Source organism: Streptomyces sp. NPDC042364, from assembly GCF_056437585.1.
On the sequence record NZ_JBWKAJ010000025.1, the window covers coordinates 57,328 to 79,612 of the forward strand.

Here is a 22,285-nt window from a genome sequence, read left to right on the forward strand (position 1 = left end):
GAGCGTCCACGACCGGTCGGGCAATCCCCTTCCCAGGTGGCCCCGTTGGCCGGTGCCGTCACCGACACGTCGGCCGCGCCCGGACCGCACTCCATCCGGCAGACCCGCGTCATGGACACCGCCGAGCACATGAGAACGCTGGACGAGGAGGGCCGTCGGCCGGCCGGTGCCGCCCGGGAGGCCGGCACCGACGCCGAGGTCCCGACCTGCTGGAGCTTTCTGCCCGCGCCGTCCCCGCCGGCCTTCCGGGTCCGCCGTCAGGCCCACGAGACGACCGTGCACCGCGCGGACGCGGAGTCCGCGCTCGGCGGCACACCCGACGGCCCCGCGGCTGCCCTCGCCGTCGACGGGATCGACGAACTGCTGCTCGCCTTCCACGCCCGCGCCAAGAGCCGGGTGCGCACCGAGAAGCCCCGCGTCCTGCGCGTCCGGGCGACGGACAGGGACGTCCTCTGGACCGTGCGCCTGGCCCGGGAACCGCCCGTCACCACCCGCACCGAGACGTCCACCGCCGCGGACACGAACGCGGACACAGACCCGCACACGGAAGCGGACACAGGCCCGGACGCGGACTGCGAGATCGCGGACCCGGCGTCACAGCTGTACCTCTCCCTCTGGAACCGGCTGCCGTTCCCGTCCGTCACGGGCGATCCCTCACTCGCCGCACTGTGGCAGGAGAAGTCGGGCATCGTCATGGGCTGACGCCCCGACCGTGCCACCCACGGCGGCACGACATCAGTGCCGCCACCTCGGGTGGGCCCTGATCCTGGGGCGCCTCAGCGCTCCGTCGCGCCGGACTGCGGATACACGAGGCCCACGTGATGGGCAAGCTGGCCAGCCGCGTGGCGGAAGAACGTCCCCCGGTCGTCGACCACGCGATTGAACTGCCCGAACACCTCGAAGTTGACCAGTCCGAACAACTGCGCCCACGCCCCGATCAGGACCACGACCACCTCCGGCGGCAGATCGGGGGCGAGGTCCCGGGCCATGCGCCGCGCCTCGGGCTGCAGCTCGTCCGGCAGCTTCCACTGGGCGACACCCCTGTCCTGGTAGGCGTCACGCACGATCCCGATCAGCAGCAGCCCGACCCGCGCAGCGGCCGGCACCGTCGTGGCGGGAGCGGTGTAGCCGGGCACCGGCGAGCCGTAGATCAACGCGTATTCGTGCGGCCGCGCCAGCGCCCACTCCCGCACGCCCTCGCACACCGCGACCCACTGTCGCGCCGGGCTCTCGCCCCGCACCCTGGCGTACGCCGCCTCGGCGGCCTCACCGAGGGAGTCGTAGGCGTCGATGATCAACGCGGTCAGCAGTTCGTCACGGCTGGGGAAGTAGCGGTAGAGCGCCGAGGAGACCATGCCCAGTTCACGGGCGACGGCGCGGAGCGACAGCCTGGCCGCGCCCTCGGCGGCGAGCTGTCTGCGCGCCTCGTCCTTGATCGCGGCGGTGACTTCGGTCCGGGCTCGGGCGCGGGCTCCTTGTGTGGCGCTCATGCGCAGCAGTGTGCCACAACGCCAGAGCACCGCCCACAATCGAGAGCACTGCTCTTGCTTCGGAGCACGCATCTCGTGCACACTGCTCTAAAGCGAGAGCACCGCTCTCCGAATCGTTCTCCCATCGCCTGCCGCACGCCGACCCGGGCACCAGCCCGAATCCTCAGGAGGGGACCCATGTCATCGCCCCACTACATCAAGGTCAGCCCCGTCGACCGCGCCGTGAACAACGTCATCGGCTGGCTGGCCCGCCGGGGCGTCAGCCTCCTCGGGACGGCTGAACTCTCCGTGCGCGGCCGCAAGAGCGGCGAGTGGCGTCGACTGCCCGTCAACCCGCTGCCCTACGAGGGCGGGCCCTACCTCGTCTCGGCACGCGGCCACTCCGAGTGGGTCCGCAACATGCGTGCTGCGGGCGGGGGCCGACTCCAGGTGGGGCGCCGTGTGCGGGAGTTCACGGCGGTCGAGCTGCCCGACGAGGAGAAGCCGCCGATCCTGCGGACCTATCTCAAGAAGTGGGGCTGGGAGGTGGGCCGCTTCTTCGGAGATGTCACCGCCGACTCCACGGACGAGGAACTGCTCGCCGCCGCGCCGAAGCACCCCGTCTTCCGGATCACCGTCCGGAAGTGACCGACCGGGGTGCCGCGACCAGCACTCACCGAGCCGGCCCCTCCACGCCCGAGCCGGCCCCTCCACGCCCGCAGCACCAGCGGCGTCCGGCGTCTAACGGTCGAAGGCCGTCAGCGCGCGCTGGGCGATCGGGTGGGTGCGCACGATCTCACCCAGCGACGTCGAGCCGCGGGTGATGTCGACGAAGGCACGCCAGGCGGGCCGGAAGCCGGTGATTGCCGCGTGGAACAGGCCGGGCCTCCGCTCGAAGGCGATCAACAGCCGCTTGCCGACACTCATCTCGACACCGAGGCCGGCCTTCACGGCGAACGCGTAGTTCAGGGCCTGGCGGCGGGTGTCCACCGCGTCGTGCGCCTCGGCGATGCGGACCGCCCACTCCCCCGCGAGCCGCCCGGAACGCAGCGCGAACGAGATGCCCTCGCGGGTCCACGGCTCCAGCAGCCCCGCCGCGTCCCCGCACACCAGCACCCGCCCTCGGGACAGCGGCGAGTCGTCGGCGCGGCAGCGCGTCAAGTGCCCGGAGGAGATGCTGGGTTCGAAGCCGGCGAGGCCGAGCCGCCCGATGAAGTCCTCCAAGTACCGCTTGGTGGCGGCGCCTTCACCGCGCGCGGAGATGACGCCCACCGTCAGCGTGTCACCCTTGGGGAAGACCCATCCGTAACTGCCGGGCATGGGGCCCCAGTCGATGAGGACGCGTCCCTTCCAGTCCTCGGCGACGGTCTCCGGGACGGGGATCTCCGCCTCCAGGCCGAGGTCGACCTGGTCAAGCTTCACACCGACATGCGCCCCTATGCGGCTGGCGCTGCCGTCCGCGCCGACCACGGCCCGCGCCAGCAGTGTCTCGCCGCCCTGGAGGACGACGGCGACCGTACGGCGGTCCGGCACGGCCGAGCCGTGCTGCTCGACACGGGTGACCGTGACGCCCGTACGCAGTTCGGCACCGGCCTTCTGCGCGTGCTCGACGAGCTGCTGGTCGAACTCGGGCCGGTTGATCAGCCCGAAGAGCATCTGCTTGGACTTGCGCGTACGGGAGTAGCGGCCGTCGAGGGAGAAGGTGACCGCGTGCACGCGGTCCCTGAAGGGCAGTTCGAAGCCGGGCGGCAGCGCGTCGCGCGAGGGGCCGATGATCCCGCCGCCACAGGTCTTGTAGCGGGGCAGTTCGGCCTTCTCCAGCAACAGGACGCTGCGTCCCGCGACCGCCGCCGCGTAGGCGGCCGAAGCCCCCGCGGGGCCCGCGCCCACCACGACCACGTCCCACACCCGCTGCACGTCGTCCGCCGAAGAGTTCTCGCTGCTCACGATGGTCTACTGCTCCCGATCCAGCCGCCTGCCGCACCTGTCCCACGCATCCTACGGCGGTCGTCACCCAGGGTCGCTGTGGGAGGATCGGCAGCGCGTGCGCCCTACACCGATACACCGGGTCCGCGCGTACGCACGCACACCCACAGAAGCACAACGTCGCACCCACGAGGAGCGTGCCCATGTCGTCGAACCCGGTCGCCGAGACCGTCGCCTCGCTGATGCCCAGGGCGAAGGAGGAGCTCACCGAGTTGGTGGCCTTCAAGTCGGTGGCGGACTTCGACCAGTTCCCGAGGAGCGAGAGCGAGGGCGCCGCGAACTGGGTCGCGGACGCGCTGCGCGCCGAGGGCTTCCAGGACGTGGCCCTGCTCGACACCCCCGACGGCACCCAGTCCGTGTACGGCTGCCTGCCGGGGCCGGAGGGCGCGAAGACCGTCCTGCTCTACGCGCACTACGACGTGCAGCCGCCGCTGGACGAGGCCGCCTGGGTATCCCCGCCGTTCAAACTGACCGAGCGGGACGGGCGCTGGTACGGGCGCGGTGCCGCCGACTGCAAGGGCGGCGTGATCATGCATCTGCTGGCGCTGCGCGCGCTCAAGGCGAACGGCGGCGTCCCCGTCACCGTCAAGCTGATCGCCGAGGGCTCGGAGGAGATGGGCACCGGCGGTCTCCAGCAGTACGCGGAACAGCACCCCGAGCTGCTCGCGGCGGACACCGTGGTCATCGGCGACGCCGGCAACTTCCGTGCCGGGCTGCCGACGGTCACCGCGTCGCTGCGCGGCATGATCCTCATGCGGGTGCGGATCGACGCCCTGGAGGGCAACCTGCACTCCGGTCAGTTCGGCGGCGCGGCGCCCGACGCGCTGGCGGCGCTGATCCGCGTCCTGGACTCGCTGCGCGCCGCCGACGGCACCACGACCGTCGACGGGCTCGCGGGCGACGGCACCTGGGACGGTCTGCAGTACGACGACGAGCGGTTCCGTGAGGACGCCAAGGTGCTCGACGGTGTGGAGCTGGTCGGCTCCGGCACGGTCGCCGACCGGATCTGGGCGCGCCCCGCCGCCACGGTGCTCGGCATCGACGCCCCGCCGGTGGTCGGGGCGACCCCGTCGATCCAGGCGAGCGCCCGTGCGCTGGTCGGGCTGCGCGTCCCGCCGGGCGTGGACGTCCAGGAGGCGATGAAGCTGCTGGAGGCCCATCTCGTGGCGCACACCCCCTGGGGCGCCCGGGTGAGCTGCGAGCCGATCGGCCACGGCCAGGCGTTCCGCGCCGACACGTCCAGCCCCGCCTACGCTGCGATGGCCGCGGCCATGGCCGTCGCGTACCCGGGCCAGGAAATGCAGTACGCGGGCCACGGCGGCTCGATCCCGCTGTGCAACACCCTCGCCGCCCTCTACCCGCGGGCCGAGATCCTCCTCATCGGCCTCAGCGAGCCCGAGGCGCGGATCCACGCGGTCAACGAGAGCGTGTCCCCGGACGAGCTGGAGCGCATGGCGGTGACGGAGGCGCTGTTCCTCCGGAACTACGCGGCGGGCTGAGCGACCGGAGCGCCCCCGGTGCGGTAGGGCGCCCACCGGGGCCTTACCGCACCGGGACGGCGCCGCCGGGGGCGCGGCATCGTGGCGGCCCCCTCAAGGGCGGCTGGCCGCGGCAGCCACGTCAGGGACGCGGGAGTTGTCGGCCGCCGCTCCCCCGCAGCGAGGTCAGCCACCGCTCCGCCGTGCGGGCGTGACCGGCCCGTCCCGTCCCGAGGCGCTCCGCCGTCCCCGGGACGCGGCGGACGGCGTCAGACGGGCGCCCCCGCCTCCAGGTACAGCGCGGCGCCCCGCTCCCGGGCCCGCAGGGCCCAGCGCAGGCGTTCGTAGCGGACCGGCGGCAGCAGGTCCGCGGCCTCCTCCTCCGTGACGAAGCGCCAGTCGCGCAGCTCGGGGCCGGGCAGTACGGGCCGCTGGGACCCTGCCGCGTCGAGGCGGCCGCCGTCGAAGAGGAGGCGCAGTCCGCCGTATCCGGGGGGTGAGGGTGACTCCCAGTCGACGACGAGCAGCCGGGGTACGTCGTCGAGGCGTATGCCGGTCTCCTCGACGACCTCGCGCATGCCCGCGCGGGCCGGTGCCTCGCCGGGCTCCACGACACCGCCGGGGAACTCCCAGCCGGGCTTGTAGGTCGGGTCGACGAGCAGGACCCGGTCGTCGTCGTCGAACATCAGGACCCCCGCGGCCACGGTCTCCGCGGTCGGCTCCGGGGTCTGCACGATGTCGCACACGGGTACGTTCCCGTCGCGTACGGCGTCGGCGATGCGCCGTGCGGTCTCGTACGGGGTGAGGGCGCTCGTGTCGACGGGGTGGGCGTCGGCGGTGAGCCAGCCGCCGAGGGCGGCGCGGTAGGGCGCGATGTGGTCGTACGCCCATTGACGCATACGCATCTCGCCGTCGGGGAGGTCCGGCGGTATGTCCCGCCCTGCTATTCGCTCCCGCAGTATCGTTTCGGCCGGTGCCAGGAGCAGATGCCGCACGGGGATGCGGCGGGCGGCGAGGCCGCCGAAGATCTCGTCGCGGTACTCCTGGCGGAGCAGGGTCATGGGGACCACGAGGGTGCCGCCCAGCTCGGCGAGCAGCGCGGCCGCGGTGTCGACCACCAGCCGTCGCCAGCTCGGCAGGTCCTGGAAGTCGCCGACCTCGGCGAGGCGCTTGGCCGGCAACATGTGCGTCAGTGCGCCGCCGATGACCTCGGGGTCGAAGAGCGTGCTGTTCGGGATCAGGTCGATCAGTTCCCGTGCGGTGGTGGTCTTCCCCGCACCGAACGCACCGTTGATCCAGACGATCACGGTTCCCCCTCTTCTGTTGACCCCCTGAGGCTTGCCCTCCACTACGCCACGGAAACCAGCCGCTGATGAGGAGGCGAAATACATGGTGGCGGGTTCCCGGCGAAGGGGAACCCGCCACCATGCCGTATGAGGCGGAGGGGAGCAGCCGCCGATGTCGACGGCGGGCGTCAGCGTGTCTCGCCGGCCCCGCCCTGCGGGCCCGGGGTGCCGCCCAGGGCGTCCGCGCCGACCGCCGGGCCTTCGTCGGTGACCGTCCGGCCGACCGAGTCGAGAGTTCCCTCGACGTCCAGTTTACTCAGCCCGTCGGCCTTGCCGAGGGTGTCCGCGGCGTCGAGACCGTGCGACGGCGTGATGGCCGCGACGACGAAACCGGTGGCGAGGGAGGCGATGGCAAGCATGCTGCGCTTCTTCATGCCCCCCTCAACGGGGGAAGCCGGTGCCGGGTCACGGCCCGTTCGCGTTTCGCCTCACCGGACGCACGACCCGCCCTGGCACCCGCCGGATACTTCACCCCGGCCGTCGCCGTCGCCCGGCCGAACCCGGTGTGTCAAGGTACCGGCTCCCGTGCCGACGCCACCCCGGCCACCGGCGCCCCGGCCGGTCGCCGGCACCGCGGGGCCCCGCGTCACCGCCCCAGCGTCAGCGCCGCCGCGGCCGCTCCCACCAGGCCCGCGTCCGTACCCGTCTCGGCCGGTGCGACGGTCAGGTGCTGGACGAACGACAGGGTCGCGTAGTCCTTGAGGGCGGCGCGGAGAGGGGCGAACAGGACGTCGCCGGCGCCCGCGACGCCGCCGCCGATGACGGCGATGTCGATCTCGACGAGGGTGGCGGTGGCGGCGATACCGGCCGCGAGGGCCTGTGCGGCGCGGTCGAAGGAGGCCACGGCGACGGGGTCGCCCAGGCGGGCCGCGGCAGCGACCGCGGCGGCGGAGACGTCACCGTCGGGCCCCGGCCGCCAGCCGTTCTCCAGGGCTCGGCGCGCGATGTTGGGGCCGCTCGCCATCCGCTCGACACAGCCGCGGGCACCGCACGGGCAGGGGTCGCCGTCGAGATCCACGCTGATGTGCCCGATGTGACCGGCGTTGCCGGTGGGACCGGCGTGCAGTCGGCCGCCGAGGACGAGGCCGCCGCCGACCCCCGTCGACACCACCATGCACAGCGCGTTGTCATGGCCGCGTGCGGCGCCCTGCCAGTGCTCGGCGGCGGTGATGGCCACCCCGTCGCCGATCAGCTCCACGGGAAGCCCTCCGGTCGCCGTCCGCACCCGGTCGACCAGCGGGAACCCCCGCCAACCGGGGACGTTGACGGGGCTCACCGTGCCGGCGGAGGCGTCCACCGGGCCCGCGCTGCCGATCCCCACGACCGTGGCGGCGCCCCACTGCGGGGCTGCGCTCAGCTCACCGAGGACCTCCTCGACGGCCCGCATCACGGTGTCACCGTCCTCCTGCGCGGGCGTCGGGCGCTGCGCGCGCACCAGGATCCGGCCGTGGCCGTCCACCAGCGCCCCGGCGATCTTGGTGCCGCCTATGTCGAGCGCGGCCACGAGGTCGGTCTGCATCAGTGTCAGTTCTCCCGCTCCGAGTCTCCTCCCGGGCACCCGGATCCAGCTGCGCCCGGATCTCCGGCCGGAAATACGGGCGGTACGACGCTCGCCTGGTGGGGGGCGCCGGCCAGAGAATGCGATAGACAGTCTCCCCCGGCCGTGACAACGTTGTCCAGGCTCTATGCTCGACGCCACATCCTCAACAGCCGCACACAGCAGAGACGCACCGCCCATGACACCGCGGGCCCGACTCGGGTGAGCACCGACGAAAGCCGGGGACCGCGGGCTTGTGACCACCGACACCACCTCAGGACAGCACAGCCGGTGACCGACGCCGGGGCCGCGAGACGGGTGCCCACCGACCGGTGAGGACTCGCCCGGACCCGGGTACCACGGCACCCGTGGCCATGACGGCACGTGGACCACGGGACACGGCACCACCGGCCGCGCACGGGGACGACAGGACAGGACAGCGCAGAGTGCCCGAGACCGCCCGCAGCATCGCCCGTCGGCCGGAGAACCGCTACGGGAACCGCCCGACGATGAAGGACGTCGCCGCCCGGGCCGGGGTGGGTCTGAAGACCGTCTCCCGGGTGGTGAACGGCGAGCCGGGCGTCACCCCGGACACCGAGCGCCGGGTGCAGGAGGCGATCGACGCGCTCGGCTTCCGGCGCAACGACAGCGCGCGGGTGCTGCGCAAGGGCCGTACGGCGAGCATCGGCCTGGTCCTGGAGGACCTGGCCGACCCGTTCTACGGCCCGCTCAGCCGGGCGGTGGAGGAGGTCTCCCGCGCCCACGGCTCACTGCTCATCAACGGATCCAGCGCCGAGGACCCGGACCGGGAGCAGGAGCTGGCGCTGGCGCTGTGCGCGCGCCGTGTCGACGGGCTGGTGATCATCCCGGCCGGTGACGACCACCGCTATCTGGAGCCCGAGATCAGGGCGGGTGTCGCCACGGTGTTCGTGGACCGTCCGGCCGGGCGGATCGACGCCGACGTCGTGCTGGCGGACAGTTTCGGCGGCGCCCGTGACGGTGTCGCCCACCTCATCGCGCACGGGCACCGCCGGATCGGGTTCATCGGCGACATGCCCCGCATCCACACGGCCGCCGAGCGGCTGCGCGGTTACCGGGCGGCCATGGAGGACGCGGGCATACCGGTCGAGGACGGCTGGATGTCCCTGGGCGTCACCGACCCCGAACGGGTGCGCAGCGCGACCGAGGGGATGCTGTCCGGACCTGCCCCGGTGACGGCGCTCTTCGCGGGCAACAACCGGGTCACGGTGACGGTCGTACGGGTCCTCGCCCAGCACTCCCGGCGGGTCGCCCTCGTCGGGTTCGACGACTTCGAACTGGCCGATCTGCTCCAGCCGGGAATCACGGTGATCGCCCAGGACCCCGCCCGGATGGGCCGGACCGCCGCCGAACGGCTCTTCCAGCAGCTGGACGGCTCCCTCGTCGCCCCGGAGCGCATCGAGCTCCCGACCCGGTTGATCGCCCGCGGCTCGGGCGAACTGCCCCCCGCGGACTGAGCCGTGGCTTCCACCGACCCCCGCACCCTGGAGGCGCTCGGCCTCGACGTGGCGCCCCGCGAGGACCCGTTGAGCTATCCGGGCGCCTGGCCCGGGGAGTCCGCGCTCCTGGACGGCAACCGCTTGATCCCCCTGGACACGTTGCGCTTCGAGGACCGTGTCCCCGTGCTCTCGGTCGGCTCCAACGCCTCTCCCGCCCAACTGGTGCACAAGATGGCGGAGCACGGTGTGGAGTGCCGTGTGCCCATGGTCAAGGCCAGGGTGACGGGCATCGGGATCGGTGTCTCCGCCCATGTCAGCCTGCTCGGCTACCTGTCCGCGTCGCCGTTCCGCTCGCCCGGCTCCACCTGCGACCTGTTCGTCATCTGGCTCGACGAGGCACAACTCGCCGTGATCGACACCAGTGAGGGCGCCGACTCACCGACGGGGAACTTCCGCCGGGCCGCCCTGCCCGCCGCCGACTTCCGCGTCGAACTGGAGTCGGGCGAGTCCCTGGACACCGCGTGGATCTACGTCAACCGGTGGGGCGTCCTGCGGAACGGCGGTCCCGGACCGCGCCCCCATCCCGGCCGGCAGCGCCCGCTCATCACCGAACTCCTGCAGGCATCGGTCGAGTTGCGCGAGCTGTTCGGCACGACTCCCGACGAGTTCTGCGCGCGGGCGCGCGGCGACCGCGCCCTGTGCGCCCGGGGGCGGCAGGTGTTCGACGAGATGAGGTGGACGACGGTCTCCGGTCTGGAGCGGTACGTGCGGCCGCGTACCGGGGCGCGGTCGTGGCCGGAGTCTCAGCAGAGCGGGAGGCCGGGCACCGGGGCGTCGTTGTCGCCGCCCTTGATGTAGACGACGCTGACGAACACGTCGGTGTTGCCGCTGTCGTCGTCGGTCTTGGCCCACCAGACGTTGGTCCACCGGCCGGAGGTCTCGCGGCGGCCGAGGTCGCGCTGGCAGTAGAAGTAGTTGGTGCCCGCGTTGAGGACGCCGACCTCGGCGCCGGCGGCGGTGTGGGACTTGGCGGTGGCCCAGACGGTGCAGTTGTACCTGCCGCCGCCGATCGGGTGGCAGACCGGGTCCTCGGTCGCGTCGCCGCCGGTGGAACCACCCGCGGTGTCCGAGCTGTCCGTCGTACCGCCGCCGTTCTTCGACGGGGAGTCGGACGGCTCGCTCTCCTTGTCGTTTCCCGCCTCGGGTTTCTCGCTCGGATCCGCGGCCTTCTCGTCGTCCTTCTCCTTGCCCTCGGGGTCGTCGGAGAGGTCGACCGCGCCCCGGCCGGGGCTCTCAGCGCAGTTCCTTGAGGGCGACCTCGCGGTGGAGCACCTCGTCCACGGCCCGCCAGACGACGCCCATCCCACCGCGTCCGAGCTGCCGCACGATCCGGTACCGCCCGGCGAGCAGCCGTCCGGCACCGTCCCCCTGTTCGTTCGCCCCCGAAGACACCTGTGCCCCGTTCCTGTGAACGTGTCAATGGGCGTACAGCCTACGGTGCTTCGGCCCCGGCTCGGGCCTGCGGCGAAGGCTGTCGCAGGACCGTTGCGCCACCGGCCGGGTCAGTGGCCGGAAGTGGCGAGGTCCGCTCGGCGGGGCGCGGCGAAACCCTCCAGTTCGGCGCGGGTCAGCCCGGTCGCCCCGGACACCTCGTCGATGTCGAGGGCACCGCAGTCGAGACCGCGCAGCAGGTAACCGCTGAGGGCCTTGGCGGTGGCGGGTTCGTCCATGACGTCGCCGCCCACGCGGTGGGCGTAGCGGGACAGACGGGCGGCGGCCTGTTCGTACCCCTCGCGGTAGAAGGCGAAGACGGCCGCGTAGCGGGTCGGGATGTGGCCGGGGTGCATGTCCCAGCCCTGGTAGTAGGCGCGGGCCAGCGCGCGGCGGGTGAGGCCGTAGTGGAGGCGCCAGGCGTCGTGGACCTTCTCCGTCGTCCCGACCGGAAGGACGTTGGTGGAGCCGTCGCAGACGCGTACGCCGGTGCCGGCCGCGGCGACCTGCATGATCGCTTTGGCGTGGTCGGCCGCGGGGTGGTCGCTCGCCTGGTGGGCGGCGGAGACGCCGAGGCAGGCGCTGTAGTCGAAGGTGCCGTAGTGCAGTCCGGTGGCGCGGCCCTGGGCGGCGCCGATCATTCGGGCGACGGTGGCGGTGCCGTCGGCGGCGAGGATGGCCTGGCTGGTCTCGATCTGGATCTCGAACCCGATGCGGCCGGGCGGGAGGCCGCGCGCCTCCTCGAAGGCCTCCAGCAGGCGGACCATGGCGGTGACCTGCTCGGCGTACGTCACCTTGGGCAGGGTCAGGACCAGACCGTCGGGCAGGCCGCCGGCCTCCAGCAGGCCGGTGAGGAAGATGTCGAGGGTGCGGATGCCCCGGTCGCGCACCGGCGCCTCCATGCATTTCATGCGGATGCCCATGTACGGGGCGGCCGTGCCCTTCGCGCAGGCGTCCGCGACGAGCCGGGCGGCGCGGGCGGCGGCCTCGTCCTCCTCGGCGTCGGGGCGTGGTCCGTAGCCGTCCTCGAAGTCGACGCGGAGGTCCTCGATCGGCTCGCGCTCCAGCTTGGTGCGGACGCGGTCGTACACGGGCCCGGCGAGGTGGCCGGGCAGGCCGAGGACGGCGGCGAAGGAGGCGGCGTCCGGGGCGTGCTCGTCGAGGGCGGCGAGGGCCCGGTCGCCCCAGGTGCGGATGGTGTCGGCCGCGAACACGTCACCGGGGACGTAGACGGTGTGCACCGGCTGGCGGGTGCCGGGGTCGCCGGGGTAGCGGCGCTCCAGTTCCGCGTCGACGGGGGCGAGGAAGGCGCCGACCTCCTCGCTGACGGCGCCGCCGAGACTCGTCGCCGCGTCCTCCTGCCGGCCCTTCCCCATTCCGACCTCCACTTTCCGCTCCACGGAATCAGCAGTCCGCATGACGAACCTAACGATGGATCTTCGCCCCGGTCAACACCGTCCCGGAGTGGGATTCCCCATGCTTCTCCCTGGTCACCGTCATCCCACCGCCTTCTTCCGTATTCATCAGGCAAGCTTCATCCTGACTCCCAAGGGGAGGAGATCGCGTGCCGAACGAGGCCGGAGTGACACGCCGCCAGGGACTCAAGTCCGCGGCGGCGGCCGCCATCGCCGCACCTTTGCTCACCACGGCGGGCTCCACACAGCCCGCCTCCGCCGGCGAGTACGCGGGCGCGTTGAACGTCATGACGTTCAACGTGCGCTTCGCGACCGTAGTCGACCGGACGCCCCGCTGGTCGGTCCGCCGCCCGGTGATGCGTGAGCTGCTGCGCCGTGAGCGGCCCCACCTCATCGGCACCCAGGAGGGCCTCTACCAGCAGCTGCGCATGATCGAGAAGGATCTCGGCGGGCACTACGACTGGATAGGCACCGGTCGCGGGGGCGGCAGCAAGGACGAGTTCATGGCGATCTTCTATGACACCCGCCGACTCGAACCGATCGAGTTCGACCACTTCTGGCTGTCGGACACCCCCTACACCATCGCGTCCAACACCTGGGGCGCGGACTGGCTGCGCATGGTGACCTGGGTCCGCTTCGCCGATCTCGCCGACGGGGGGCGGGAGTTCTACGCCCTCAACACCCATCTGGACAGCGTCAGCCAGTACGCCCGCGAGCGGTCGGTCGGGCTCATCGGCAAGACGATCGCCGGGTGGGACCGGTCGTCGCCGGTCATCGTCACCGGCGACTTCAACGCGGCCGCCCACGACAACCGGGTGTACGACCGGATGCTGGACATCGGGCTCGTGGACGCCTGGGACGCGGCGGCCTCGCGCAGCGAGGCGTATGCCACCTACCACGGCTACCGGGGCCTCAGACCGGACGGCCGGCGGATCGACTGGATCCTCACCTCGCCCGGCGTGACCACCAACTGGGCCGCGATGAACACCTTCTCGGTGGACGGGCTGTACCCGAGCGACCATCTGCCGGTGCAGGCCTCGCTGACCCTGGGATGAGCAGAGGCCCCCGCGACCGTTCGCGCGGTCGCGGGGGCCTGTCAGCGCCGGGAGACTCAGCCCTTGCGGACCTTGATCTCCTCGGTGAGCTGCGGGACGACGTCGAAGAGGTCGCCGACCACGCCGTAGTCGACGAGGTCGAAGATCGGGGCCTCGGCGTCCTTGTTGATCGCGACGATGGTCTTCGAGGTCTGCATGCCGGCACGGTGCTGGATCGCGCCGGAGATGCCGGAGGCGATGTACAGCTGCGGCGAGACGGACTTGCCGGTCTGGCCGACCTGGTTGGTGTGCGGGTACCAGCCGGCGTCCACGGCGGCGCGCGAGGCGCCGACGGCCGCACCGAGGGAGTCGGCGAGGGCCTCGATCAGCGCGAAGTTCTCCGCGCCGTTGACGCCACGGCCACCGGAGACCACGATCGCGGCCTCGGTCAGCTCCGGACGGCCGGTCGACTCACGCGGGGTGCGGCCGGTGACCTTGGTGCCGGTGGCCTGCGCGGAGAAGGTGACGTCCAACGCCTCGACCGCACCGGCGGCCGGGGCGGCCTCCACCGCGGCCGAGTTCGGCTTGACGGTGATGACCGGCGTGCCCTTGGAGACACGGGACTTGGTGGTGAAGGACGCGGCGAACACCGACTGCGTCGCGACCGGGCCCTCGTCGCCGGCCTCCAGGTCGACGGCGTCGGTGATGATGCCGGAGCCGATGCGCAGCGCGAGGCGGGCGGCGATCTCCTTGCCCTCCGCGGAGGACGGCACCAGCACGGCGGCCGGGGAGACGGCGGCGACGGCGGCCTGGAGGGCGTCGACCTTCGGTACGACCAGGTAGTCGGCGTACTCGGCGGCGTCGTGCGTGAGGACCTTGACCGCGCCGTGCTCGGCGAGCGCGGCGGCGGTGTCGGCGGCACCGGCACCCAGGGCGACGGCGACGGGCTCGCCGATGCGGCGGGCCAGGGTCAGCAGCTCCAGGGTGGGCTTGCGGACGGCACCGTCCACGTGGTCGACGTAGACGAGAACTTCAGCCATGGGAATGGTTCTCCTAGCGGAATTACGAAGTCTGAGGGGGCGTAAGGGAGTTGGGCCTCGGCCGGGTCAACGGGCCCGGGCGGGGCCACGGGGGCCTTAGATGAACTTCTGGCCCGCGAGGAACTCAGCGAGCTGCTTGCCGCCCTCGCCCTCGTCCTTCACGATCGTGCCGGCGGTACGCGCGGGACGCTCGGCCGCGGAGTCGACGGCCGTCCAGGCGCCCTCCAGACCGACCTGCTCGGCCTCCAGGTCGAGGTCGGAGAGGTCCCAGGACTCCACCGGCTTCTTCTTGGCCGCCATGATGCCCTTGAACGACGGGTAACGCGCCTCGCCCGACTGGTCGGTCACGGAGACCACGGCCGGCAGGGACGCCTCCAGCTGCTCCGAGGCGGCGTCGCCGTCACGGCGGCCCTTGACCACGCCGTCCTCGACGGACACCTCGGACAGCAGGGTCACCTGCGGCACGCCCAGACGCTCGGCCAGCAGGGCCGGGACGACGCCCATGGTGCCGTCGGTGGAGGCCATACCGGAGATCACCAGGTCGTAGCCGGCCTTCTCGATCGCCTTGGCCAGCACCAGGGAGGTGCCGATGGCGTCGGTGCCGTGCAGGTCGTCGTCCTCGACGTGGATCGCCTTGTCCGCGCCCATCGACAGCGCCTTGCGCAGCGCGTCCTTGGCGTCCTCCGGGCCCACGGTCAGCACGGTGATCTCGGCGTCGTCGGCGTCCTCGGCGATCTGCAGCGCCTGCTCGACGGCGTACTCGTCCAGCTCGGAGAGCAGACCGTCCACGTCGTCACGGTCGACGGTCAGGTCATCGGCGAAGTGCCGGTCGCCAGTGGCGTCGGGCACGTACTTCACAGTGACAACGATCCTCAAGCTCACGCCGGCTCTCCTACTGCATCGTCATTTCTGGGCTGCCTGCTATGGAGGCAGCATAGGCGCCTGAAGCGGCCGATCCCGATCGGGGCGACCTGCGCTCCGGTCGGAATATTACTCGCCAGTACGACACCTACCGTCCCGCATCTCATCCCCGCTAAGCAAGCGCTTTGAACTGTGAGGTAGGCAACCCTGTGTAATCGGCCGGGAAGCGGGGCGCATCACGCGCCCCGGTTCGCTCGCGCGGATCAGTCGCGGAGGCCGCTGAAGCGTCCCTGGTGGTAGAGCAGCGGCCGCCCCGCCCCGGACGGGTCACCGAGGGCGACCTCGGCGAGGACGATCCGGTGGTCGCCCGCCGGGACGCGGCCCACCACCCGGCACACCAGCCAGGCGAGCACGTCGTCGAGGACGGGAACCCCCTCCGGGCCGCTACGCCATCCGGTGGGCGCCCCGAACCGGTCGGCGCCGCTGCGGGCGAAGGTGGCGGCCAGCTCCTGCTGGTGCTCGCCGAGTATGTGCACGCCCACGTACTCCGCCTCGGCGATCGCCGGCCAGCTGGAGGCGCCGGTGCCGATACCGAAGGAGAGCAGTGGAGGCTCGGCGGAGACCGAGGTGAGGGAGGTGGCGGTGAAACCGACGGGGCCCGTGACGCCCTGGGCGGTGATCACGGCGACACCCGCGGCGTGCCGCCGGAAGACGGAGCGCAGGAGGTCGGGAGAGGCGAGCTGGGGAAGACCGAGGCCGGAGGTGGCCGTCATGGGAGGTGTCCTTCGGATCGAGTCGACGAGCGGGTCCGTGGCTGCTCAGCAACCTGGACAGCGCGAACTCGCCGTGCGGACCAGGTCCACATGGACACGCTCGAAGAGAAGGAGTTCCCGGGGCATGCCGCCAGACTGGCGATATGTGACGCGTACAGTCAAGTGCGTCCCGTCATCCGGGAGGTGCGTCACAGGGACTCACCTCACACGGCTTCGCCGAGCGCGGCGATCACGTCCGCCTTGCGCGGCTGCCCCGCGGCCCGCCGCACGATCCGGCCGTCCGCGTCCAGGACGAGCACGGTCGGGGTCCTGAGGATGTCCAGTCGGCGCACCAGGTCGAGGTGTTGCTCGGCGTCGATCTCCACATGGGCGACGCCCGGGACCATCGCGGCGACCTCGGCCAGCACCGTGCGGGTGGCCCGGCAGGGGGCGCAGAAGGCGCTGGAGAACTGGACGAGCGTGGCCCGTTCACCGAGCCCCTCCCCCAACTCGGCGGCGTCGAGCCGCTTCCCGCCGTCCCGTACGCGCACGCCCACTCTCCCGCTCCGCCGCCGTTGCAGCACTCCGTAGGCGCTCGCCGCGGCAAGCACCAGTACGCACACCACCAGTCCGGTCACAGGGTGCTTCAGCGTTCATGAGACCGCAAAGATTCCCGGCTCCCCGAAGAGATTGGCTTGCGGAATGCTTGACCTATGGACATCGATGTGAGGGGCCCGCGCTTCGGCGCGGCCGTGACGGCGGCCGTACTGGCCGTCGTGCTGATCAGTGGCAGCGCCTGGCTGCTGGCCTGGCAGACGTTCGCCTTCGCGCTGGGCGCGGCGGGCGGGGTCGGCCGTTCGCCGTACGGCTGGGTCTTCCGCCGCCTCGTCCGGCCGCGGATCGGGCCGCCGGCCGACTTCGAGTCTCCGGAGCCCCCGCGCTTCGCGCAGACCGTCGGGCTGGTCTTCGCACTGGTGGGGCTGGCCGGTTTCACGCTGGGTCCCGAGTGGCTCGGGCTCGCGGCCACCGGCGCGGCGCTCGCGGCGGCCTTCCTCAACGCGGCGTTCGGGTACTGCCTGGGCTGCGAGATGTACCTGCTCGTCCGGCGGGTGACGGTGCGCGCCGGGTGAGGGCGCGATGAGCCCCCGGGAGTGGACCGCCCGGCCGACGTGACGAGAATCTCGCACTTCACCGGCATCAGGACTGGCTACTCGTGCGTTCTTGGGGCACGATCTGCCACATGCCGTAAACCTACGGCTGCGTAACTTTTCCGCCGGGAGCCCCTTTCCCAGGCAGAGAGAAGGGTCCACTCCGTCCATGGCAGAGCTTGTCTACCGTCCCGCGATCGGTCTCGCCCTCACCCTGTTCAAGGCATGGGACCTGAAGATCGACTGCAAGGGGTCGGAAAACATCCCGCGCTCGGGCGGCGCCGTGCTGGTGAGCAATCACATCAGCTACCTGGACTTCATCTTCGACGGACTGGCGGCCCTGCCGCAGAAGCGGCTGGTGCGCTTCATGGCCAAGGAGTCGGTGTTCCGGCACCGGATCTCCGGCCCGCTGATGCGCAACATGCGGCACATCCCGGTGGACCGCGCGCAGGGCGAGGCGGCCTACGCGCACGCGCTGGACTCGCTGCGCTCCGGGGAGATCGTGGGCGTCTTCCCCGAGGCCACGATCTCGCAGTCGTTCACCCTGAAGAGCTTCAAGTCGGGCGCCGCCCGGCTGGCCCAGGAGGCCGGCGTCCCGCTGATCCCGATGGCCGTGTGGGGCACGCAGCGACTGTGGACCAAGGGCCACCCGCGCAACTTCAGGCGCAGCCACATCCCGATCACCATCCGGGTCGGCGAGGCGATCGAGGCATCCAAGGACAAGTACGCCGGTGCGATCACCCGGCAACTGCGCGAGCGGGTCCAGGAGTTGCTGGAAGCCGCGCAGCGCGCCTACCCCGTGCGCCCCAAGGGCCCGGACGACACCTGGTGGATGCCCGCCCACCTCGGCGGTACGGCACCCACTCCGGAGCAGGTCCGCGAGGCCGAGGCCCGCTGACCCGGCCTACAGCGCCGCGGGGAGCGTCTCCCAGAGCCGCGTCCGGTCGGGCGCGGCTCTGAGGGCTGCGATGACGTCGGGGTGCGGCGCAGCATGGAGGACTGGGTAGTCGCACTCCCCTGCCGCCGGGTCGGGGACCCACGCCAGTCGCTCCCCGGCGAGGGAGAACCGGGCGTCGACGCCCGGTTTGTTGCCGCGGGGGTCCTGCCGGTGCCAGTTCCCGTTGAAGCGCACGGCGACCAGGCCGTGCACGGCGTGTCCACCGCCGTCGTCGTGCGCCAGCCGCTGGTAGCACAGGGCGGCCGGAATGTCCTCGGCCCGCAGCAGGGCGGTCAGCGCGTGCGCCTTGGCGTAGCAGATCCCGGTGCCCTGTTCCAGGACGTCAGAGGCCCGCCAGGTGACGCGCGGGTCGTCGGCGTCCGCGGAGTGCGGGATGGCGTCACGGACGAATTCGAAGGCGACTCGCGCATAGTCATACGAGTCGGCTGCCTGTCGGGCCAGCCGCGCGGCGGTCTCGCGCACCCTCGGGTGGTGATGGTCGATGACGTCGTCAGCGGCCAGGTAGGCGGAAAGTTCAGGGTTCTCCTGGATGAGCTCCATGCCCGCAGAGCATAGGAATACGATCACCCGGGAGTCAATTCATTTCCGGATGACCGTATAACTATGCAAACGGCTCGGTGGGCCCGTGGGGTGCCCTCAGCGGGCCATCTCCTCCTTGAGCGCCGCCACGAACCGGTCGACGTCGTCCTCCGTCGTGTCGAAGGAGCACATCCAGCGGACGTCCCCCGCGGCCTCGTCCCAGAAGTAGAAGCGGAACCTCTTCTGCAGACGCTCGCTCACCTCGTGCGGCAGCCGGGCGAAGACCGCGTTGGCCTGGACCGGATACAGCACCTCCACGCCGTGGACCGCGCGGACGCCCTCGGCGAGGCGCTGGGCCATCTCGTTGGAGTGACGGGCGTTGCGCAGCCACAGATCCCTGGCCAGCAGTGCCTCCAACTGCACCGAGACGAACCGCATCTTGGAGGCGAGCTGCATGGACAGCTTCCGCAGATGCTTCATCCGCCGGACGGCGTCCTGGTTGATGACGACGACGGCCTCGCCGAACATCGCGCCGTTCTTGGTGCCGCCCAGGGACAGGATGTCGACGCCGACGGCGTCGGTGAACGTCCGCATCGGCACGTCCAGGGAGGCGGCCGCGTTGGCTATCCGGGAGCCGTCCAGGTGCACCTTCATGCCGTGCGCGTGGGCGTGCTCGCAGATCGCGCGGATCTCCTCGGGCGTGTAGAGGGTGCCCAGTTCGGTGCTCTGGGTGATCGAGACGACCTGCGGCATCGCCCGGTGCTCGTCGTCCCAGCCGTACGCCTGCCGGTCGATCAGCTCAGGGGTGAGCTTGCCGTCCGGAGTGGGCACGGTGAGCAGCTTGAGTCCGCCGATCCGCTCCGGCGCACCGCACTCGTCGACGTGGATGTGGGCGCTCTCGGCGCAGATCACCGCGCCCCAGCGGTCGGTGACCGCCTGGAGCGCGACGACGTTGGCGCCGGTGCCGTTGAAGACGGGGAACGCCTCGGCGGTGGCGCCGAAGTGGCTGCGGATGATCCGCTGGAGGTTCTCGGTGTAGTCGTCCTCGCCGTACGCGACCTGGTGCCCGCCGTTGGCCAGGGCCAGGGCGGCGAGCACCTCGGGGTGGATGCCCGCGTAGTTGTCGCTGGCGAAGCCGCGGACCTCCGGGTCGTGATGGCGTCGTGCGTCGGTCCTGGGGGGATTCACGGCTTCTCGGTGAGCCACAGACGGTTCCCGTTCACTTCGGCGGCGGGCTTCTCCCAGACGTCGACGATGGCCTCGGCCAGCTCCTTGACGTCGGTGAACCCCGCGAACTTCGCGTTGGGGCGGTCAGCGCGCATCGCGTCGTGCACCAATGCCTTGACCACCAGGATGGCAGCCGCGGAGGTAAGTCCCTCCGGTCCCCCGGCCTTGCGGAAGTAGTCCGCCATGGCGAGCGTCCACGCCTCGGCGGCCGCCTTGGCGGCGGCGTACGCGGCGTTGCCCGCGGTGGGCTTGCTGGCGCCCGCCGCGCTGATGAGGAGGTACCGGCCGCGGTCACTGCGCTGGAGCGCCTCGTGGAAGGCGAGGGAGGTGTGCTGCACCGTGCGGATGAGCAGCATCTCCAGGAAGTCCCAGTCGTCGAGGCTGGTCCGGGTGAAGGTCTCGCTGCCGCGCCAGCCGCCGACGAGGTGGACGAGTCCGTCGACCCGGCCGAAGTCCTTCTCGACGCGCATGGCCCAGTCGCGGGTCGACTTCAGGTCCAGCAGATCGACCGTGTCGCCGACGACGGTGGCGCCGCCGTGCGCGTAGCGAGCCGCGTCCACCGCCTCGGAGAGGCGCTCAGGGTCGTTGTCGGAGCCGACGACGATCGCGCCGGCCTCGGCGAGCCGAAGCAGCGCCGCCCGGCCCGCGGGCCCGCCCGCGCCCGCCACAGCGATCACCGCGCCGCTCAGTGGTCCGTTGCCGTTCCCCATGGTCTTCGCCTCCTGAGCAGCCACTGTGACCTCTGCGGATCGGGCGCTCACGCGGCGGCCCGCTCGGCGTTCGCCGCGGTGATGCCCTTGGTTGAGGCGATCACGTTCTTGAGCTTCTTGGCGAGCGCCTCATAGAACATGCTGAGCGGAAACTCGTCCGGAAGCACGTCGTCGACGAGCTTGCGCGGCGGCTGCGTCAGATCCAGGGCGTCGGGGCCCTTGGCCCAGCGGGAGCCGGGGTGCGGGGCGAGGTAGGTGGAGACCAGCTCGTAGCCGGCGAACCAGTGGACCAGCTTCGGACGGTCGATGCCGTCGCGGTAGAGCTTCTCGATCTCGGCGCACAGCTCGTTGGTGACCTGCGGGGCGCGCTGCCAGTCGATGAACAGCTTGTTGTCGGTCCAGCGGACGACGTCGTGCTTGTGCAGGTAGGCGAAGAGGAGCTGGCCGCCGAGGCCGTCGTAGTTGCGTACCCGCTCGCCGGTGACCGGGAAGCGGAACATCCGGTCGAACAGCACGGCGTACTGCACGTCGCGGGCCTGCGGGACGCCGTCGGCCTCCAGCTTCACGGCCTCCTTGAAGGCGGTGAGGTCGCAGCGCAGCTCTTCGAGGCCGTACATCCAGAACGGCTGGCGCTGCTTGATCATGAAGGGGTCGAACGGCAGGTCGCCGTGGCTGTGGGTGCGGTCGTGGACCATGTCCCACAGGACGAAGGCCTCCTCGCAGCGCTTCTGGTCGTGGACCATCGCGGCGATGTCCTCGGGGAGCTCCAGGCCGAGGATGTCCACGGCGGCGTCGGTCACCCGGCGGAAGCGGGCGGCCTCGCGGTCGCAGAAGATGCCACCCCAGGAGAATCGTTCCGGCGCCTGGCGCACGGCGATCGTCTCGGGGAAGAGCACGGCGGAGTTGGTGTCGTAGCCGGAGGTGAAGTCCTCGAACTTGATGCCGCAGAACAGCGGGTTGTCGTAGCGGGTGCGCTCGAGTTCGGCCAGCCAGTCGGGCCAGACCATGCGCAGCACGACCGCTTCGAGGTTGCGGTCCGGGTTGCCGTTCTGCGTGTACATCGGGAAGACGACCAGGTGCTGGAGGCCGTCACGGCGGTCGGCGGCCGGCTGGAAGGCCAGCAGCGAGTCGAGGAAGTCGGGCACCCCGAAGCCGCCCTCGGCCCACCGGCGCAGGTCCTTGACGAGTGCCTGGTGGTACGCCTCGTCGTGCGGCAGCAGCGGGGAGAGCTCCTCCACGGCGCCGATGACGTCCTGGACGGCCCGCTCGGCGACCACGGAGCCCGGGGCGCCCTCGGCGTCGAAGTCGATCGAGCCGTCCTTGGACTGCCATGGCCGGATCCGCTCCACGGCATCCTTGAGCACGGGCCAGGCCGGGTGCTCCACCACCCTACCGACCGGAGGAACAACACCCTCCGCACCCACCTGCACAAGAATTTCCGTCATGACCCATCCTCCACGGGAGAACCTTTCGTAGGGACACCGTATGTAGGGAAGCTTGTCTCCCGCAAGGTCGATCAAGGCGACCGTGCCGGAAATCCTCCCGCCATCCCCTGTACCTAACCGCTGAATCTCCTGTCACACGCGTCCCAGGTCACAGTTTGTGCGAAGGCACCGTCCGCAGGGGTGGTCGGGGTCAACGCGCGCCGGACTCGCCCACTCAGGGATGACCCGTTTCGCGCGGACACGCGAGGAAACGGTCCTGTTCTCCGGCGTGACACGGCCTGAGATGGCTCGAAAGGGCTTGTGCACGTACGGATGCATCGCGGGGCCGGACGACTACGCTGCGGCCCAGCCGCGTGCCGTCCCCTCCCGGTCACGCGCCCGAGCCGCCGTC

24 protein-coding genes are annotated in these 22,285 nt (G+C 71.5%); 8 read left to right on the forward strand and 16 right to left on the reverse strand.

The window, feature by feature from the left end; all coding sequences use genetic code 11:
- Positions 1-111 precede the first annotated feature (111 nt).
- The gene (locus tag AC067N_RS33805) at positions 112-702 is read left to right on the forward strand and encodes a maleylpyruvate isomerase mycothiol-dependent enzyme family protein (protein WP_478682800.1); all 591 of its coding nucleotides are present in this window, start codon (positions 112-114) and stop codon (positions 700-702) included.
- A gap of 74 nt (positions 703-776) precedes the next feature.
- On the opposite strand, the gene AC067N_RS33810 is transcribed toward AC067N_RS33805, so the two are convergent.
- Entirely contained in the window at positions 777-1,490 is a 714-nt protein-coding gene (locus AC067N_RS33810) for a TetR/AcrR family transcriptional regulator (RefSeq protein ID WP_478682747.1), read from the reverse strand.
- 177 nt (positions 1,491-1,667) lie between these two features.
- On the opposite strand from AC067N_RS33810, the gene AC067N_RS33815 reads away from it, so the two are divergent.
- Positions 1,668-2,117, forward strand: coding sequence for a nitroreductase family deazaflavin-dependent oxidoreductase (locus tag AC067N_RS33815; protein WP_478682748.1), 450 nt, complete (start codon positions 1,668-1,670; stop codon positions 2,115-2,117).
- Between the two features lie 93 nt (positions 2,118-2,210).
- On the opposite strand, the gene AC067N_RS33820 is transcribed toward AC067N_RS33815, so the two are convergent.
- Positions 2,211-3,416 (reverse strand): geranylgeranyl reductase family protein, encoded by a 1,206-nt coding sequence (locus AC067N_RS33820; RefSeq protein ID WP_478682749.1) that lies wholly within the window; start codon positions 3,414-3,416, stop codon positions 2,211-2,213.
- Positions 3,417-3,598: 182 nt separating this feature from the next.
- On the opposite strand from AC067N_RS33820, the gene AC067N_RS33825 reads away from it, so the two are divergent.
- Positions 3,599-4,954 carry a M20/M25/M40 family metallo-hydrolase gene (locus AC067N_RS33825; protein ID WP_478682750.1) on the forward strand — a complete coding sequence of 452 codons (1,356 nt, stop codon included), beginning with the start codon at positions 3,599-3,601 and terminating at the stop codon, positions 4,952-4,954.
- Between the two features lie 248 nt (positions 4,955-5,202).
- Here the strand turns inward: AC067N_RS33825 and AC067N_RS33830 are convergent, their stop codons facing one another.
- From AC067N_RS33830 to AC067N_RS33840, 3 genes are all read right to left on the reverse strand, one after another.
- Complete coding sequence (locus AC067N_RS33830; RefSeq protein ID WP_478682751.1) at positions 5,203-6,240, reverse strand: NUDIX hydrolase; 1,038 nt, start codon at positions 6,238-6,240, stop codon at positions 5,203-5,205.
- 167 nt (positions 6,241-6,407) lie between these two features.
- Positions 6,408-6,653, reverse strand: coding sequence for a hypothetical protein (locus AC067N_RS33835; protein ID WP_478682752.1), 246 nt, complete (start codon positions 6,651-6,653; stop codon positions 6,408-6,410).
- A gap of 212 nt (positions 6,654-6,865) precedes the next feature.
- Positions 6,866-7,798 (reverse strand): ROK family protein, encoded by a 933-nt coding sequence (locus AC067N_RS33840; RefSeq protein WP_478682753.1) that lies wholly within the window; start codon positions 7,796-7,798, stop codon positions 6,866-6,868.
- Positions 7,799-8,262: 464 nt separating this feature from the next.
- Here AC067N_RS33840 and AC067N_RS33845 point away from each other — a divergent pair, with 464 nt between their 5' ends.
- Together AC067N_RS33845 and AC067N_RS33850 are read left to right on the forward strand one after the other, a co-directional pair.
- Positions 8,263-9,312: a LacI family DNA-binding transcriptional regulator gene (locus AC067N_RS33845; protein WP_478682754.1), complete on the forward strand. Its 1,050-nt coding sequence runs from the start codon at positions 8,263-8,265 to the stop codon at positions 9,310-9,312.
- A 3-nt stretch (positions 9,313-9,315) separates the two neighbouring features.
- Positions 9,316-10,152 (forward strand): hypothetical protein, encoded by an 837-nt coding sequence (locus AC067N_RS33850; RefSeq protein ID WP_478682755.1) that lies wholly within the window; start codon positions 9,316-9,318, stop codon positions 10,150-10,152.
- On the opposite strand, the gene AC067N_RS33855 is transcribed toward AC067N_RS33850, so the two are convergent.
- The 3 genes from AC067N_RS33855 to AC067N_RS33865 form a co-directional block, all read right to left on the reverse strand.
- The gene (locus tag AC067N_RS33855) at positions 10,098-10,661 is read right to left on the reverse strand and encodes a hypothetical protein (protein ID WP_478682756.1); all 564 of its coding nucleotides are present in this window, start codon (positions 10,659-10,661) and stop codon (positions 10,098-10,100) included. The genes AC067N_RS33850 and AC067N_RS33855 overlap by 55 nt on opposite strands.
- The gene (locus AC067N_RS33860; protein WP_478682757.1) at positions 10,588-10,746 is read right to left on the reverse strand and encodes a hypothetical protein; all 159 of its coding nucleotides are present in this window, start codon (positions 10,744-10,746) and stop codon (positions 10,588-10,590) included. Before AC067N_RS33860 ends, AC067N_RS33855 begins: the two co-directional genes overlap by 74 nt.
- Positions 10,747-10,856: 110 nt before the next feature.
- Positions 10,857-12,161 carry a DUF6986 family protein gene (locus AC067N_RS33865; RefSeq protein ID WP_478682801.1) on the reverse strand — a complete coding sequence of 435 codons (1,305 nt, stop codon included), beginning with the start codon at positions 12,159-12,161 and terminating at the stop codon, positions 10,857-10,859.
- Positions 12,162-12,349: 188 nt separating this feature from the next.
- Here AC067N_RS33865 and AC067N_RS33870 point away from each other — a divergent pair, with 188 nt between their 5' ends.
- The gene (locus AC067N_RS33870) at positions 12,350-13,255 is read left to right on the forward strand and encodes an endonuclease/exonuclease/phosphatase family protein (RefSeq protein ID WP_478682758.1); all 906 of its coding nucleotides are present in this window, start codon (positions 12,350-12,352) and stop codon (positions 13,253-13,255) included.
- A 56-nt stretch (positions 13,256-13,311) separates the two neighbouring features.
- Here AC067N_RS33870 and AC067N_RS33875 read toward each other — a convergent pair whose 3' ends face one another.
- The 4 genes from AC067N_RS33875 to AC067N_RS33890 all read right to left on the reverse strand — a co-directional run bounded on the left by AC067N_RS33875 (position 13,312) and on the right by AC067N_RS33890 (position 16,525).
- The gene (locus AC067N_RS33875; protein WP_478682759.1) at positions 13,312-14,274 is read right to left on the reverse strand and encodes an electron transfer flavoprotein subunit alpha/FixB family protein; all 963 of its coding nucleotides are present in this window, start codon (positions 14,272-14,274) and stop codon (positions 13,312-13,314) included.
- A gap of 96 nt (positions 14,275-14,370) precedes the next feature.
- Positions 14,371-15,156: an electron transfer flavoprotein subunit beta/FixA family protein gene (locus tag AC067N_RS33880; protein WP_478682760.1), complete on the reverse strand. Its 786-nt coding sequence runs from the start codon at positions 15,154-15,156 to the stop codon at positions 14,371-14,373.
- Between the two features lie 242 nt (positions 15,157-15,398).
- Positions 15,399-15,908, reverse strand: coding sequence for a flavin reductase family protein (locus AC067N_RS33885; RefSeq protein WP_478682761.1), 510 nt, complete (start codon positions 15,906-15,908; stop codon positions 15,399-15,401).
- Positions 15,909-16,111: 203 nt separating this feature from the next.
- Positions 16,112-16,525 carry a TlpA family protein disulfide reductase gene (locus AC067N_RS33890; protein ID WP_478682762.1) on the reverse strand — a complete coding sequence of 138 codons (414 nt, stop codon included), beginning with the start codon at positions 16,523-16,525 and terminating at the stop codon, positions 16,112-16,114.
- Positions 16,526-16,600: 75 nt separating this feature from the next.
- Between AC067N_RS33890 and AC067N_RS33895 the strand changes: the two genes are divergently transcribed.
- A complete protein-coding gene (locus AC067N_RS33895; protein ID WP_478682763.1) occupies positions 16,601-17,017 on the forward strand; it encodes a DUF4395 domain-containing protein in 417 nt (138 codons plus the stop codon).
- 187 nt (positions 17,018-17,204) lie between these two features.
- Positions 17,205-17,933: a lysophospholipid acyltransferase family protein gene (locus AC067N_RS33900; RefSeq protein ID WP_478682764.1), complete on the forward strand. Its 729-nt coding sequence runs from the start codon at positions 17,205-17,207 to the stop codon at positions 17,931-17,933.
- 6 nt (positions 17,934-17,939) lie between these two features.
- Here AC067N_RS33900 and AC067N_RS33905 read toward each other — a convergent pair whose 3' ends face one another.
- The 4 genes from AC067N_RS33905 to AC067N_RS33920 form a co-directional block, all read right to left on the reverse strand.
- On the reverse strand, positions 17,940-18,533 hold the full coding sequence (locus AC067N_RS33905; protein WP_478682765.1) for a transglutaminase-like domain-containing protein: 594 nt from the start codon (positions 18,531-18,533) through the stop codon (positions 17,940-17,942).
- A 96-nt stretch (positions 18,534-18,629) separates the two neighbouring features.
- Entirely contained in the window at positions 18,630-19,700 is a 1,071-nt protein-coding gene (locus AC067N_RS33910; protein WP_478682766.1) for a threonine aldolase family protein, read from the reverse strand.
- A complete protein-coding gene (locus tag AC067N_RS33915) occupies positions 19,697-20,449 on the reverse strand; it encodes an SDR family NAD(P)-dependent oxidoreductase (RefSeq protein ID WP_478682767.1) in 753 nt (250 codons plus the stop codon). The genes AC067N_RS33910 and AC067N_RS33915 overlap by 4 nt, the downstream gene beginning before the upstream one ends.
- 47 nt (positions 20,450-20,496) lie before the next feature.
- On the reverse strand, positions 20,497-21,894 hold the full coding sequence (locus AC067N_RS33920; protein WP_478682768.1) for a DUF6421 family protein: 1,398 nt from the start codon (positions 21,892-21,894) through the stop codon (positions 20,497-20,499).
- Positions 21,895-22,285: the final 391 nt, after the last annotated feature.

Coding starts and splice junctions, on each gene's coding strand:
- AC067N_RS33885 (WP_478682761.1), bottom strand. CDS start 15,908: ATGACGGCCACCTCCGGCCTCGGTCTTCCCCAGCTCGCCTCTCCCGAC.
- AC067N_RS33840 (WP_478682753.1), bottom strand. CDS start 7,798: ATGCAGACCGACCTCGTGGCCGCGCTCGACATAGGCGGCACCAAGATC.
- AC067N_RS33915 (WP_478682767.1), bottom strand. CDS start 20,449: ATGGGGAACGGCAACGGACCACTGAGCGGCGCGGTGATCGCTGTGGCG.
- AC067N_RS33900 (WP_478682764.1), top strand. CDS start 17,205: ATGGCAGAGCTTGTCTACCGTCCCGCGATCGGTCTCGCCCTCACCCTG.
- AC067N_RS33865 (WP_478682801.1), bottom strand. CDS start 12,161: ATGGGGAAGGGCCGGCAGGAGGACGCGGCGACGAGTCTCGGCGGCGCC.
- AC067N_RS33835 (WP_478682752.1), bottom strand. CDS start 6,653: ATGAAGAAGCGCAGCATGCTTGCCATCGCCTCCCTCGCCACCGGTTTC.
- AC067N_RS33810 (WP_478682747.1), bottom strand. CDS start 1,490: ATGAGCGCCACACAAGGAGCCCGCGCCCGAGCCCGGACCGAAGTCACC.
- AC067N_RS33815 (WP_478682748.1), top strand. CDS start 1,668: ATGTCATCGCCCCACTACATCAAGGTCAGCCCCGTCGACCGCGCCGTG.
- AC067N_RS33805 (WP_478682800.1), top strand. CDS start 112: ATGGACACCGCCGAGCACATGAGAACGCTGGACGAGGAGGGCCGTCGG.
- AC067N_RS33905 (WP_478682765.1), bottom strand. CDS start 18,533: ATGGAGCTCATCCAGGAGAACCCTGAACTTTCCGCCTACCTGGCCGCT.
- AC067N_RS33825 (WP_478682750.1), top strand. CDS start 3,599: ATGTCGTCGAACCCGGTCGCCGAGACCGTCGCCTCGCTGATGCCCAGG.
- AC067N_RS33895 (WP_478682763.1), top strand. CDS start 16,601: ATGGACATCGATGTGAGGGGCCCGCGCTTCGGCGCGGCCGTGACGGCG.
- AC067N_RS33920 (WP_478682768.1), bottom strand. CDS start 21,894: ATGACGGAAATTCTTGTGCAGGTGGGTGCGGAGGGTGTTGTTCCTCCG.
- AC067N_RS33875 (WP_478682759.1), bottom strand. CDS start 14,274: ATGGCTGAAGTTCTCGTCTACGTCGACCACGTGGACGGTGCCGTCCGC.